Origin of the sequence: Rhodococcus sp. BP-261 (genome assembly GCF_019835205.1) — a bacterium.
Lineage (GTDB): Bacteria > Actinomycetota > Actinomycetes > Mycobacteriales > Mycobacteriaceae > Rhodococcoides > Rhodococcoides kyotonensis_B.
In genome coordinates this window covers 278,624-291,244 of the sequence record NZ_JABUCO010000005.1, presented here as the reverse complement: position 1 = coordinate 291,244, position 12,621 = coordinate 278,624, and the positions used below count along the sequence as shown (strand labels likewise).

The window sequence follows — 12,621 nt, the reverse complement described above, 5'->3', positions numbered from 1 at the left end:
GGGGGGATAAAGCCTGGTCAAGCGGGTATCACGCGTTGGTGCGGTGGGAACTTTTCGAACTCGACCGGACGTTGATCCCTATGAGACACCACCGATCAGGAGGCAAGTCATGACAAGCCCCAGCACCACGACCCGCCCACGTCCCACCGACGCCGATCTCGACGCGCAGAGCCCGGCAGCAGATCTCGTTCGCGTCTACCTGAACGGCATCGGCCGGACCGCGCTGTTGACCGCGGACGAGGAAGTGGACCTGGCCAAGCGAATCGAAGCGGGGCTGTACGCGAAGAACGTGCTGGAGAACTCGAAGCGACTGACAGCTGCGAAGAAGCGCAATCTGGCGATCATCGTGCGTGACGGCAGTGCGGCGCGCAGCCATCTGCTCGAGGCCAACCTTCGTCTCGTGGTGTCGCTCGCCAAGCGCTACACCGGCCGCGGCATGCCGCTCCTCGATCTGATCCAGGAAGGCAACCTCGGACTGATCCGCGCGATGGAGAAGTTCGACTACGCCAAGGGATTCAAGTTCTCGACGTACGCGACCTGGTGGATCCGCCAGGCCATCACTCGCGGCATGGCCGACCAGAGCCGCACCATTCGCCTCCCTGTCCACCTCGTGGAGCAGGTCAACAAGCTGGCTCGTATCAAGCGCGAACTCCACCAGCAGCTCGGCCGCGAGGCGACCGACGAGGAGCTGTCGAACGAGTCGGGTATTCCCGTCGAGAAGATCGCCGATCTGCTGGACCACAGCCGTGACCCGGTGAGCCTCGACATGCCCGTCGGCAGCGACGAGGAAGCACCCTTGGGCGACTTCATCGAGGACTCCGAGGCGACGTCGGCGGAGAACGCCGTCATCGCGGGCCTCCTGCACAGCGACGTTCGTACCGTCCTTGCGACGCTGGACGAGCGTGAACAGCAGGTCATTCGTCTCCGTTACGGTCTCGACGACGGACAGCCCCGCACACTCGACCAGATCGGCAAGCTCTTCGGCCTGTCGCGCGAGCGTGTGCGTCAGATCGAGCGCGAGGTGATGGTCAAGCTGCGACAGGGCGACCGCGCCGAGAAGCTGAGGTCGTACGCCAGCTGATCCTCGGCTGGGTCGGCTCCGAACTGGTGGAGCAGCGGTGCAGTTTCCCGCGCGCTCCATCGTAGGCGGTGGCCGGGTCGCTTTCTCTCCCCCTCTTGGGAAAGTCGACCCGGCCTCCGCTCGTTTTGTCTCTACCGAAGTCGCCTGGGACCCAGATCGTTTCGTGACGGCACGGGCCCCAGACGCAATCGTGCATCGGTGATCTGCGCTCCGTGCGCCGACGCCAGAACCGGTTCGCAGGCCAGTTCCCTGATCTCGGGGATGTCGTCGGCCATCGCCGACACCCGCTGCACCAGGTCCACCAGCGCACTCTTGTTGACGGGCACCGCATTTCGATACCCGGACAGGAGAGGCGCTGCTTTCGGGGCATCGATCAGCTGGACGGATTCGTCCTCGGTCAGCGGCAGAACCCGGTACGCGCGGTCACCCAGCAGATCCGAGATCACCCCGGCCAGACCGAACGAGATCAGCGATCCGAACGACGGATCGTCCTGCACGCGCACGACACAGCCGATTCCCTTCGCCGCCATCTTCTGCACGTGCAGCAACGGCTCTCCCGAGTCCGCGGCGAGCGAACGATACGCAGCACGCACCGCGTCGCTGCTCGCGAGATCGAGGCGCACTCCCCCGAGATCCGGTCGGTGACGCCACTGCTCGCCCGTCGCCTTGACCGCGACCGGGTAGCCGAGCTCCTCGGCGGCCGCTGCCGCCTCGGCTTCGTCGGTCACGGCACGGAAGTCGACGACGTCGATGCCGTAGCAGGCCAACAACTCGGCGGTCTCGAAATCGGACAGCCAGCGGTCCTGCCCGGTCCAGCCGCGGACGAGGGACGCCGCGCGTTCTGCATCGACTCCGTTCGGCCGTACCGGTGCGGACGCCGGACGGCTGCGCCACGACGCATAACGCCATGCCTTCGCCAGCGCCGTGACGGCACGCTCGGGGCTGGAGTACGAGGGCACCGAACCGCGGATGGGATGACCCTCGTCCCCGCGTACCGCGAGCACGTCCGGAATTCCCTCGGTCGCCAGGAACGTGGTGAGGACGGGCTTGTCGGCGCCGCGCACGGCCGCTCCGAGCGCCTCGGCGAACGGCTCGACCGTGACCGCGACCGGCGGCACGAACACGACGATCACCGAATCGACGTCGTCGGCCGCGAGAGCTTTCGACACGGCCGCGGCGAACTCGTCCGGGCCTGCCTGCGGGCCCACGTCGATCGCCGCACCGGCGTGGAGACCGTCGGCCCGCGCGGCGTCGACGGCGAGCACGCCAAGAGCAGTCGAGTTTCCGACGACCGCGACCCGCGGGCCCGTCGGCAGCGGCTGATAGCCGAACAGCACCGCACAGTCGAACAACTGCGCGATGGTGTCGACCTGGATGACGCCTGCCTGCTCGAAGAGCGCCTTCACGATGGTGTCGTCGATGTCGGGTCCGGTCGCGAGCGCGGGTGGCACCGCACCCCGTCCGCTCTTCACGGCGACGATCGGTTTGTTCCGAGCAACGCGCCGCGCGATTCGCGTGAACTTGCGTGGATTACCGAAACTCTCCAGGTAGAGCAGCACGACCTCGGTCGCAGGATCGGAGTCCCAGAACTGCAGCAGGTCGTTACCGGAGACGTCGGCCCTGTTGCCCGCCGAGACGAACGTCGACAACCCCAACCGGCGTTTGGCCGCCTGGTCCAGAATGGCGATGCCCAGCGCTCCGGACTGACAGAAGAAGCCGACGCGTCCCGGCGTCGGCAGGTGCGGCGCCAGCGTCGCGTTCAGCGAGAAGTCGAGATCGGTGTTCGCGACGCCGAGCGCGTTCGGGCCGATCAGGCGCATCCCGTGGGCACGTGCGGCGCGCACGAGTCGACGTTCCTTCTCCTGGCCTGCCGAACCCGTCTCACCGAAACCGGACGACACCACGACGAGCGCTTTGACGCCCTTGTCCAGGCAGTCGTCGAGCACCTCGTCGATCGCCTCGGCGGGCACGGCCGCGATCGCGAGATCGACCGAATCGGGGATGTCGTGCACCGTCGGATACGCCCGCACTCCACGCACCGATCGGTGGTCGGCGTTCACCGGATAGACCGGACCGGTGAAACCGGCCGACAGTAAGTTCGTCAGGACCGCGTTGCCGACCTTCGAACTGTCCGTCGATGCTCCGATGACCGCAACAGAGCTGGGGCTCAACACGTTTCGTACGCTTCGCGCCTCAGCGGCGCGCTCCCGCGAATTGCGGACCGACAGAAGGGCTTCGCTGGGATCGATCGCGAATTCCAGCCGTAGAACACCACCTTCGAAGCTCCGGCTGACCTGATAGCCCGCCTCACGGAACACCGTCACCATGTTGCGGTTCTCGGCCAGCACCTCGGCGACGAACATGCCGACGCCGTTCTCGGCCGCCGCACCGGCCAGGTGCTCGAGGAGTATCGGACCGAGCCCGCGTCCCTGGTGGGAGTCGGCGACGACGAACGCGACCTCGGCGGAATTGCCGTCGCCCTCCGGCAGCCGCTCGTATCGGCCGACGGCGATGATGTCGTCGCCGAGAATCGCCACGAACGCGACGCGATCCCGGTGATCGACGGTCGTGAAGTTCAGAACATCCCGTTGCGGCATCGTCGGATACGGGCCGAAGTACCGCAGGTATCTGGTTCGTTCGGACAGCCTGCCGTGGAATGCCACCAGCGCATCGGCGTCGGACGGCACGATCGGACGCAGGTGCACGACGCCGCCGTCGGAGGCCAGCACGTCGGCAACCCAATGCTTCGGAAACGACGTCTCGGCCTTCAGCCGTTCACGTTCCTTCGCGGTGGGTTCTGTCGCCGTGGATTCCGTGGAGTCAGTCACGAGGGTCCTCCGGGTCGAGTCCGAGCAACGGGAACGCTGCTCGACGGGTTGCCAGAATCGCGGAGTCGACGCGTTCGAGAGCTCGATCCGACGCTTCCGTCGATCCGGTTGCCGCGCCCCCCGGGCCGTCCCATGCCGGGTAGTCGACGTCGCCGCCATCGCCCATGACCTGCGGCAGATCGATGCTCGGTGCCATCGCCCGAACCCGCTCTCGCCATGAATCGGGCAGCGCGAGCCCGGCATCGACCGGGCGTCCGAGCGCTGCTGCGATCAGATAGGTCCACGCGCGAGGGACGACACGGACCAGACCGTAACCGCCTCCGCCGACAGCGATCCATCGTCCGTCTGCGTGCTTGTCGGCCAGATCGCGCATCGCCAGGAACGCCGCGTTCTGACCGTCGACGGTGAGCGCGAGATCGGCAAGCGGATCCTCGCGATGGCTGTCGACGCCACACTGGCTGACGATGATCTGAGGACGGAACGCCGCGACAGCTCCCGGCACGACGGCATGAAATGCCCTCAGCCACAGCCTGTCTCCGGTGTTCGGCAGCAGAGGAACGTTGATCGACGTGCCCTCGGCGGCACCCGTTCCGACTTCGGTGGACCACCCGGTGTTCGGCCACAGCGTCGCAGGATGTTGATGCAGCGACACCGTCAGCACCCGCGGATCGGCGACGAACGCGTGCTGGACGCCGTCACCGTGATGGGCGTCGACGTCGATGTACGCGATGCGATCGAACCCGTTGTCCAGCAGCCAGGAAATCGCGATTGCCGCGTCGTTGTAGACACAGAATCCCGATGCCCAGTCCGGCATCGCGTGGTGCATACCGCCGCCGATACTCACGGCCCGACGGGCTCTGCCCGACGCGATCTCCCTCGCGGCCGCCAGCGTTCCGCCGGCAAGCATCGCGCTGGCCTCGTGCATCTGTCGGAACACCGGATTGTCGTCGGAACCGAGACCGTGCTCGACCGCATCGGGATGGACGATCGACGGTCCCTTCTCGGGAGCGTTCTTGACCGCTTCGATGTATGCAGGCGTATGGATTCGCAGCAGTTCGCTGTCGCTCGCGGCCGTCGGTTCGACGGGCTCGATTCCGTCGAGAACCCCGATGCTGCGTGCCAGCGACATCGTCAGATCGAGGCGAGTGGGATTCATCGGGTGGTCGTCACTCCACCGATACGAGAGGTAATCGGGGCTCCAGACGACGATGTCGTCCTGGGCCGCCGCGGTGCTCGGAGGCGGTCCAGCCGCCAGGTCTGCCATGACGACAACGCTACTTGTCGTCATGGGGCGGCGCGAGCAACGGCGCGCGCCGCCCCGCGGTTACCGACGGGTACCCGAACGGGGCACGCGGGCGGTCGACCTACGACGCCGATTCGAGCTCGACAACGGTAGAATCGCCCGAGACGAAGGGGTTGAGTGTGAAGGATCTGGTCGACACCACGGAGATGTACCTCCGGACGATCTACGACTTGGAAGAAGAAGGCGTCGTTCCGCTGCGGGCACGTATCGCCGAGCGCCTCGAGCAGAGCGGTCCCACCGTCAGTCAGACAGTTGCCCGTATGGAACGCGACGGGCTGCTCTCGGTTGCGGGCGATCGCCACCTCGAGCTGACGGAGAAGGGCCGCAGCCTCGCGGTGTCGGTGATGCGCAAGCATCGCCTGGCCGAGCGACTGCTGGTCGATGTCATCGGGCTTCGCTGGGAGGACGTGCACGCCGAGGCGTGCCGGTGGGAGCACGTGATGAGCGAGGAAGTCGAACGACGCCTCGTCACCGTGCTGAACAACCCCACCACGTCTCCGTACGGCAACCCGATTCCCGGGCTGGAAGAACTGGGTCTCGGACAGCCTGCGGCGCAGCACGAGGACTTGATTCGGCTGACCGATCTCCCCCACGGACAGGCGACGGCCGTCGTCGTACGTCGACTGGCCGAGCACGTGCAGTCGGATCCCGAAGTGATCTCACAGCTGCGTGATGCAGGCGTGGTCCCTGATGCACGGGTTACAGTCGAGGCGAAGGCGGGAACGGTCACGATCACCGTTCCCGGTCACGAAGGCATCGATATTTCGGACGAGATGGCCCACGCCGTTCAGGTCAAGCAGGTCTAGATCCCTCCAGTCGGGTACCGGGGCCTGTCTCGACGACCGGCCGCCGGCCCGACGAGGAGCGGACAGTGAAACTTTTGGTGACCGGCGGCGCCGGCTACGTCGGCAGTGTGTGCGCCGCGGTGTTGATCGAACGTGGCCACGAAGTGGTCGTCGTGGACAATCTGATCACCGGCAACCGCGACGCGGTGCCGCCACAGGCCACGTTCGTCGAAGCAGACATCAAGGACGTGGCAGCGTCCGTCCTCACCGGCGCGGAGTTCGACGGTGTTCTCCATTTCGCTGCGCAGTCACTCGTCGGCGAGTCCGTCGTCGCGCCGGACAAGTACTGGACCGGCAACGTCGTGACCACTCTGGCGCTGCTGGACGCGATGCGTGAATCGGGCACTCCCCGACTCGTCTTCTCCTCGACGGCCGCGACGTACGGCGAGCCGGAGCAGACCCCGATCACCGAAGCGATGCCCACCGCCCCCACCAATCCGTACGGTGCGACGAAGCTGGCGATCGACCATGCGATCACGTCGTATGCGCACGCGTACGGTCTCGCTGCGACGAGTCTCCGTTACTTCAACGTCGCGGGCGCGTACGCCGGATTCGGCGAGAACCGCGTCGTGGAAACCCATCTGATCCCGTTGGTGCTGCAGACCGCACTGGGCCAGCGCGCGAAGATCTCGGTGTTCGGCACCGACTGGCCGACTCCCGACGGCACGGCGGTGCGCGACTACATCCATGTCGCCGACCTGGCCGAGGCCCACATCCTGGCGCTCGAATCGTCGGCCGCAGGATCGCACCGGATCTACAACCTGGGCAGCGGAACCGGATTCTCGGTCAAGGAAGTCATCGAGGCGTGCACACGTGTGACCGGCCTGGACATTCCGGTGGAGGAAGCACCGCGACGCGCAGGCGATCCGGCCGTCCTCATCGCGTCGAGCGATCGAGCGATCGCCGATCTGGGGTGGAAGCCACAGTTCACCGATCTGGACGTCATCGTGTCCGATGCCTGGACGTTCCTGCAGGAGCTCGGCGACCGATCGCACGCCGCGAAAATTGGCCGTTGACACGGTTTCTCACGGAGCGGCGAGCGGCAACGGCAGGCGCACGCCGCACTTGTCGGCCGTCGCATAGCCGCTGAGTGCAACTTCACGGATCAGTGCAGGGCCCGCGCCCGCGGAAAGCGATCGGTCGAGCAGCCGGGCGAGTGAGTGCTCGGGGTCGGCGTCCAACGCGACCTCGAGCGCTATCACTGCCATGGCACCGTCCCCGCGCGCGTATGCGCTGAACGCGAGAAGGCATGCGGCCGTTGCGCGTTCGGGCGCCGGGAGGACACGCGTCAACGTCGCCCACAACATCTCGGCGACGTGGGCCATGTCGGTGAGCACGAGCGCGAGCAGGCTGTCGCGCACGGGAAGACGGCCAAGGGCTGCTCCGATGGTCGCCGCGGTGTCAGCCGTGATGTCCAGCACAGGCGCGGCGTCGGGTGAATGCGTATGCGCCCGGTCGAGGATGTCGAGAATCCGTGAGAGATGTGTTCCGTCCGAGTCGTGCCGTTCACCCCGCGCCCGGGGCATCAGGTCCGCTACCCGCCGGCTGGTCTCGTCGTCGACCGGCTGCACCGCGTCGGCCAGCCGCTCGCGTGACGGCTGTACGAAGCGTCCCTCCATCGCGTAGGCGAGCGCGACCGGTGACGTCCGCGGGTCCCCCACGCGCCCCCATTCCTCCATGCCGTCCAACGACGTCCATTCCGCCCCTGCCGCGATCTCCGGCGTGAACAACACCCGAAGCACGTCGGTTCCGCGGGCACCGAAATCGTCGATCACGCACTGCGCCAACACTTCGTAACGCGCGTCGCCTACCGGGCCCGACATCGTCGCCGCAGCTCGATCGTCGACGACGACGGCAATGGCGTCGCGCACGTCCTCGCGTTCGCACTGCGTGGCGAACCGGTCGATCACCTCGAGCATTCTGTCCGGGATCACGTAGAGGGTCGTGTCCGCGAACCGGTGGCATTCCGGGGCGTCGAGGTCGTGCCGCATGACGGTGCCTGCGGTGATCGTGCCCCCGTCGTCGATGCGGAGGCAGATCAGCACCAGCGAGCGCTGCGGGACGAATCCGAGCATCGCAGGCAGAGCAGCAATCAGCTCCCCTGGCGCGTCGAGGCGGACGGTGACGGAAGAGGCGGGTCGGTCGTCGGAGTGTGTCGTCATGGGCACGAGCCTGGACCACCGGCCGAACGGGATCAGCCCGTCACCTGGGGCTGAGCGAAACCCTGTGGATCGAGCGAACTTGTGGACAGACCGCCCTCGCGATCAGCCTGCCTTGACCTTCTGCACGGCTGCGGTGAACAGTTCGTCCAGCGTGGCCGCATCGGGAGTGGAGTCGTCGAACGACATGTAGGTCGCGGCGATGCGCGTTCCGTCCACCTGGGCCATCAACGTCAGCATGGACTGCGTGATCGATTCGGTTCCCGATCCCGACGACACCGTCTGCTTCACGGCCAGAGTCTCGTCCGCGACGATCGGGGGCGCGGGTGTGATCGTCGATCGAATCGTCGACGTGGCACCGGATTTGGTGGCCTCGACCTCGGCACACCGAGTCAACTGATCTTCGCGGTCCGACAGCGGCTCGTCGACGGAGGTGAGCTCGACCGAGATGGTCGCGCGGTTCGCGTTGTCGGTGCCGACGATCAGCGCCGCGGACGTCGGATCTGCCGGCTTGCACCCGGCGGGCGACACCTCCGCGCCCGCGGGGATTCCCGTCAGGTCGGGAGAGGCCTGGCTGATGGCCTGGGGCGGGAGCACGATGGCCTCGTACGGGGCCGGGAACTGCGACGGGTCGATCAGCAGGGCGTTCAGATCGGAGTCCGCGCCCGCCGAACTACCGGGCGCCGGGGATGCTCCGGCGTCGCCGGCGGCGGGTGTTCCGGTGACATTGCTGCTGCAGCCGGCGACGGTCAGCGCTGCGAGTGCGCCGAACGCGAGCAGAATCGGTCGAGACGTCGTCACGGAACGGCGCAACACGGAAGTGTCCTCCAGCGGTCTACGGCGGGTGTGGTCGATCCACCTTCTCACCTGTCAGGGCCGCCGAGCGGTAGGCACGCGGGGTGCGGCGTTGCCACCCGTGCGCGGATAGTCGGACTCCGGACCGACTATCCGCGCACGGGTAGCGCAGCTGCATCAGCTACCGCGCTTGATCCACTCCTCGAGGTGCGGCGATTCGTCGCCGATGCTGGTGCCGTCACCGTGGCCCGTCTTGACCTCGGTCTCGGCAGGCAGCGCGAACAACCGGTCTCGGATCGAGCCGATGATCGTCGGGAAGTCCGAATACGACCGGCCCGTCGCACCAGGACCCCCGGAGAACAACGTGTCCCCGGAGAACAACTGCCCCGCCTCGGGCAGATACAGGCACGTCGACCCGGGCGAGTGACCCGGCGTGTGCAACGCGACGATGTCGGTCCCCGCCACCGAGATGCGCTGCTCGTCCTCGAGCGTCCCGTGACCGACGCCGGGGTGGGTCTGTTCCCACAGCACGTCGTCGGCCGGATTCAGAAGAATCGGCGCGTCGAGCGCGCGGGACAACTCCGGCGCGACCGTGACATGGTCGTTGTGGCCGTGGGTGCAGACGATCGCCTTCACCGTCCGGCCCCCGACGGCGTCGATGATCGGCCGCGCATCGTGCGCGGCGTCGACGATCACGACCTCGTTGTCGTCGCCGATCAACCAGATGTTGTTGTCGACATCCCACTCACCGCCGTCGAGCGCGAACGTCCCGGACGTGACGACCCTGTCGATACGCAGGCTCATAGTTCGACCACCGATCGCAGTACCTCGCCCTTGTGCATCTTCTCGAACGCGGCCTCGATGTCCTCGATCCCGATTCGCTCGGTCACGAACTTCTCGAGCGGCAACCGTCCCTGTTCGTACAGATCGACCAGCAGCGGGAAGTCCCGCTCGGGCAGGCAATCTCCATACCACGACGACTTGAGCGATCCACCGCGGGAGAAGAAATCGATCAACGGCATCTCGAGCATCATCTCCGGCGTCGGCACACCCACCAACACCACGGTGCCCGCGAGATCGCGGCCGTAGAACGCCTGCCGCCACGTCTCGGGACGACCGACCGCGTCGATGACGACGTCGGCACCGAAACCGCCGGTCAACTCCTGGATCGCCTCGACCGCATCGACCGTCGACGCATCGACGGTGTGCGTCGCCCCCAGGTCCTTTGCCCACTCGAGCTTGCCCGGATCCCGGTCGACGGCGATGATCGTCGTCGCACCCGCCAGACGCGCACCCGCGATCGCCGCATCGCCGACGCCACCACACCCGATCACCGCGACCGAGTCACCGCGCGAAACGTTGCCGGTGTTCATCGCCGCACCCAACCCGGCCATCACACCGCAGCCGAGCAACCCTACGACTGCAGGATCGGAGTCCGGGTTCACCTTGGTGCACTGGCCCTCGTGGACGAGTGTCTTGTCCGCGAACGCACCGATACCCAACGCGGGCGAGAGTTCGGTGCCGTCTTCGAGGGTCATCTTCTTCGACGCGTTGTGGGTGTCGAAGCAGTACCAGGGCTTGCCCTTCTTGCAGGCCCGGCACTCACCACACACCGCACGCCAGTTCAGGACGACGAAGTCGCCGACCTCGACATGGGTGACCGCGTCGCCGACGGTTTCGACGATTCCGGCTGCCTCGTGCCCGAGCAGGAACGGGAACTCGTCGTTGATGCCACCCTCGCGGTAATGCAGATCGGTATGACACACCCCGCACGCGGAGATCTTCACGACCACGTCGTTCGGACCCGGATCAGGAATCACGATCGTCTCGAGAGACACCGCCTCACCCTTCGCCTTCGCGACGACGGCACGCACCTGCTGTGGCATTGCAACCTCCACTTTCGACTGGATTTGTCTTGACATCAGCCTTCCACAACCCATGCACGTGTAGCGACATACGCACCTCGTGGGGCCCGAGCTGTTCACGAGTTCGTGATCCGGGTGGCACATGGACTTTGCGTGCGAGGAGTACCTATGAGCCATGTCTGCTGCGATGGAATACGACCTCGTCGTGATCGGATCTGGACCCGGCGGCCAGAAGGCGGCAATTGCGGCCGCCAAGCTGGGCAAACGCGTCGCGATCGTCGAGAAGGGCAAGATGCTCGGCGGAGTGTGCGTCAACACGGGAACCATCCCGTCGAAGACGCTGCGCGAGGCCGTGCTGTACCTGACCGGCATGAATCAGCGAGAGCTGTACGGCGCCAGCTACCGCGTCAAAGCCAACATCACCCCCGCCGACCTGCTCGCGCGGACGACGCACGTCATCGGCAAGGAGATCGAGGTCGTCCGATCGCAACTGTTGCGCAATCGGATCGAACTCATCACCGGGACAGGCGCATTCCTCGACCCGCGCACGGTCGTCGTCGACGATCCTCAGCGCGGAGAGCGCATCACGGTGACGGCCAAGAACGTCGTCATCGCGACGGGCACGTCGCCTGCCCGTCCCGCCGACGTCGAATTCGACGACTACCGGGTTCTCGATTCCGACGGCATCCTGAATCTCGAATTCATCCCTTCATCGATGGTCGTCGTGGGCGCAGGCGTCATCGGCATCGAGTACGCGTCGATGTTCGCGGCACTCGGCACCAAGGTGACCGTCGTCGAGAAGCGCGACACGATGCTCGACTTCTGCGACCGAGAGATCGTCGAGTCGCTGCAATTCCATCTGCGCGACCTCGCAGTGACCTTCCGGTTCGGCGAAGCGGTGACCGCCGTCGACGTCGGCCCGTCGGGCACCGTCACGACGCTCGCGAGCGGGAAGCGAATTCCCGCCGAGGCGGTGATGTACTCCGCGGGGCGTCAGGGCATGACCCGATCGCTCGATCTCGAGAAGGCGGGACTGGAAGCGGATGCCCGCGGGCGCATCTTCGTCGACGAGAACTTCCAGACGAAGGTCGACCACATCTACGCCGTCGGCGACGTCATCGGCTTCCCCGCGCTCGCGGCGACGTCGATGGATCAGGGCAGGCTCGCCGCGTACCACGCGTTCGGCGAGTCGAGTCAAGGCTTGATGGATCTGCAACCCATCGGCATCTACTCCATTCCGGAGGTGTCGTACGTGGGCGCGACCGAGGTCGAGCTCACCAGGAACTCGGTCCCGTACGAAGTCGGCGTCTCCCGCTATCGCGAGCTCGCCCGCGGCCAGATCGCAGGCGACTCGTACGGGATGCTGAAGCTCCTGGTCTCCACCGAGGACAGAACTCTGCTCGGCGTTCACATCTTCGGCTCCGGCGCCACGGACCTGATTCACATCGGCCAAGCCGTCATGGGATGCGGCGGCACGGTCGACTATCTCGTCGACGCGGTGTTCAACTACCCCACCCTGTCCGAGGCGTACAAGGTCGCCGCGCTCGACGTCACCAACAAGATCCGTGCTCTGCAGAATTTCGCGGGCCGCGGGTCTCGACCGGAATGACGCGCGCGGGAATGAACACGGCGACACCCGCGTTCCTTTCGTACGAATCGAGTCGTGACTACGGGTGCGTTAGGTAGTAGCACTCGTGGGTATTCTGTCGCGAAGTCGGTTTCGCCTTCCGGTGCCGCACCAGCGC

10 protein-coding genes are annotated in these 12,621 nt (G+C 66.2%); 4 read left to right on the top strand and 6 right to left on the bottom strand.

Annotation, left to right across the window (positions count from 1 at the left end):
• The first annotated feature begins 109 nt into the window (after positions 1 to 109).
• Complete coding sequence (locus HQ354_RS08860) at positions 110 to 1,081, top strand: sigma-70 family RNA polymerase sigma factor (RefSeq protein ID WP_068424498.1); 972 nt, start codon at positions 110 to 112, stop codon at positions 1,079 to 1,081.
• Positions 1,082 to 1,212: 131 nt separating this feature from the next.
• Here the strand turns inward: HQ354_RS08860 and HQ354_RS08855 are convergent, their stop codons facing one another.
• Both HQ354_RS08855 and HQ354_RS08850 read right to left on the bottom strand, forming a co-directional pair.
• A complete protein-coding gene (locus HQ354_RS08855; protein ID WP_174551417.1) occupies positions 1,213 to 3,852 on the bottom strand; it encodes a bifunctional GNAT family N-acetyltransferase/acetate--CoA ligase family protein in 2,640 nt (879 codons plus the stop codon).
• 49 nt (positions 3,853 to 3,901) lie between these two features.
• Positions 3,902 to 5,173: an acetoin utilization protein AcuC gene (locus tag HQ354_RS08850; RefSeq protein ID WP_222634554.1), complete on the bottom strand. Its 1,272-nt coding sequence runs from the start codon at positions 5,171 to 5,173 to the stop codon at positions 3,902 to 3,904.
• A 158-nt stretch (positions 5,174 to 5,331) separates the two neighbouring features.
• On the opposite strand from HQ354_RS08850, the gene HQ354_RS08845 reads away from it, so the two are divergent.
• Positions 5,332 to 6,018, top strand: coding sequence for a metal-dependent transcriptional regulator (locus HQ354_RS08845; protein ID WP_068424508.1), 687 nt, complete (start codon positions 5,332 to 5,334; stop codon positions 6,016 to 6,018).
• A gap of 65 nt (positions 6,019 to 6,083) precedes the next feature.
• Positions 6,084 to 7,073 (top strand): UDP-glucose 4-epimerase GalE, encoded by a 990-nt coding sequence (galE, locus tag HQ354_RS08840; RefSeq protein ID WP_222634555.1) that lies wholly within the window; start codon positions 6,084 to 6,086, stop codon positions 7,071 to 7,073.
• Between the two features lie 9 nt (positions 7,074 to 7,082).
• Here galE and HQ354_RS08835 read toward each other — a convergent pair whose 3' ends face one another.
• From HQ354_RS08835 to HQ354_RS08820, 4 genes are all read right to left on the bottom strand, one after another.
• A complete protein-coding gene (locus HQ354_RS08835) occupies positions 7,083 to 8,219 on the bottom strand; it encodes a DUF4192 domain-containing protein (RefSeq protein WP_222634556.1) in 1,137 nt (378 codons plus the stop codon).
• Between the two features lie 102 nt (positions 8,220 to 8,321).
• Positions 8,322 to 9,029, bottom strand: a complete 708-nt coding sequence (locus tag HQ354_RS08830; protein ID WP_374107326.1) for a sensor domain-containing protein — start codon at positions 9,027 to 9,029, stop codon at positions 8,322 to 8,324.
• Between the two features lie 159 nt (positions 9,030 to 9,188).
• Positions 9,189 to 9,815: an MBL fold metallo-hydrolase gene (locus HQ354_RS08825; RefSeq protein WP_222634557.1), complete on the bottom strand. Its 627-nt coding sequence runs from the start codon at positions 9,813 to 9,815 to the stop codon at positions 9,189 to 9,191.
• Positions 9,812 to 10,897, bottom strand: coding sequence for an S-(hydroxymethyl)mycothiol dehydrogenase (locus HQ354_RS08820; protein ID WP_222634558.1), 1,086 nt, complete (start codon positions 10,895 to 10,897; stop codon positions 9,812 to 9,814). Before HQ354_RS08820 ends, HQ354_RS08825 begins: the two co-directional genes overlap by 4 nt.
• Positions 10,898 to 11,051: 154 nt before the next feature.
• On the opposite strand from HQ354_RS08820, the gene sthA reads away from it, so the two are divergent.
• A complete protein-coding gene (gene sthA / locus HQ354_RS08815) occupies positions 11,052 to 12,485 on the top strand; it encodes a Si-specific NAD(P)(+) transhydrogenase (RefSeq protein ID WP_222634559.1) in 1,434 nt (477 codons plus the stop codon).
• Positions 12,486 to 12,621 lie beyond the last annotated feature (136 nt).

What these genes read in the sequence shown, in the direction of transcription:
- HQ354_RS08835 (WP_222634556.1), bottom strand. Translation starts at nt 8,219, where the DNA reads ATGACGACACACTCCGACGACCGACCCGCCTCTTCCGTCACCGTCCGC.
- HQ354_RS08850 (WP_222634554.1), bottom strand. Translation starts at nt 5,173, where the DNA reads ATGGCAGACCTGGCGGCTGGACCGCCTCCGAGCACCGCGGCGGCCCAG.
- sthA (WP_222634559.1), top strand. Translation starts at nt 11,052, where the DNA reads ATGTCTGCTGCGATGGAATACGACCTCGTCGTGATCGGATCTGGACCC.
- HQ354_RS08825 (WP_222634557.1), bottom strand. Translation starts at nt 9,815, where the DNA reads ATGAGCCTGCGTATCGACAGGGTCGTCACGTCCGGGACGTTCGCGCTC.
- HQ354_RS08820 (WP_222634558.1), bottom strand. Translation starts at nt 10,897, where the DNA reads ATGCCACAGCAGGTGCGTGCCGTCGTCGCGAAGGCGAAGGGTGAGGCG.
- HQ354_RS08860 (WP_068424498.1), top strand. Translation starts at nt 110, where the DNA reads ATGACAAGCCCCAGCACCACGACCCGCCCACGTCCCACCGACGCCGAT.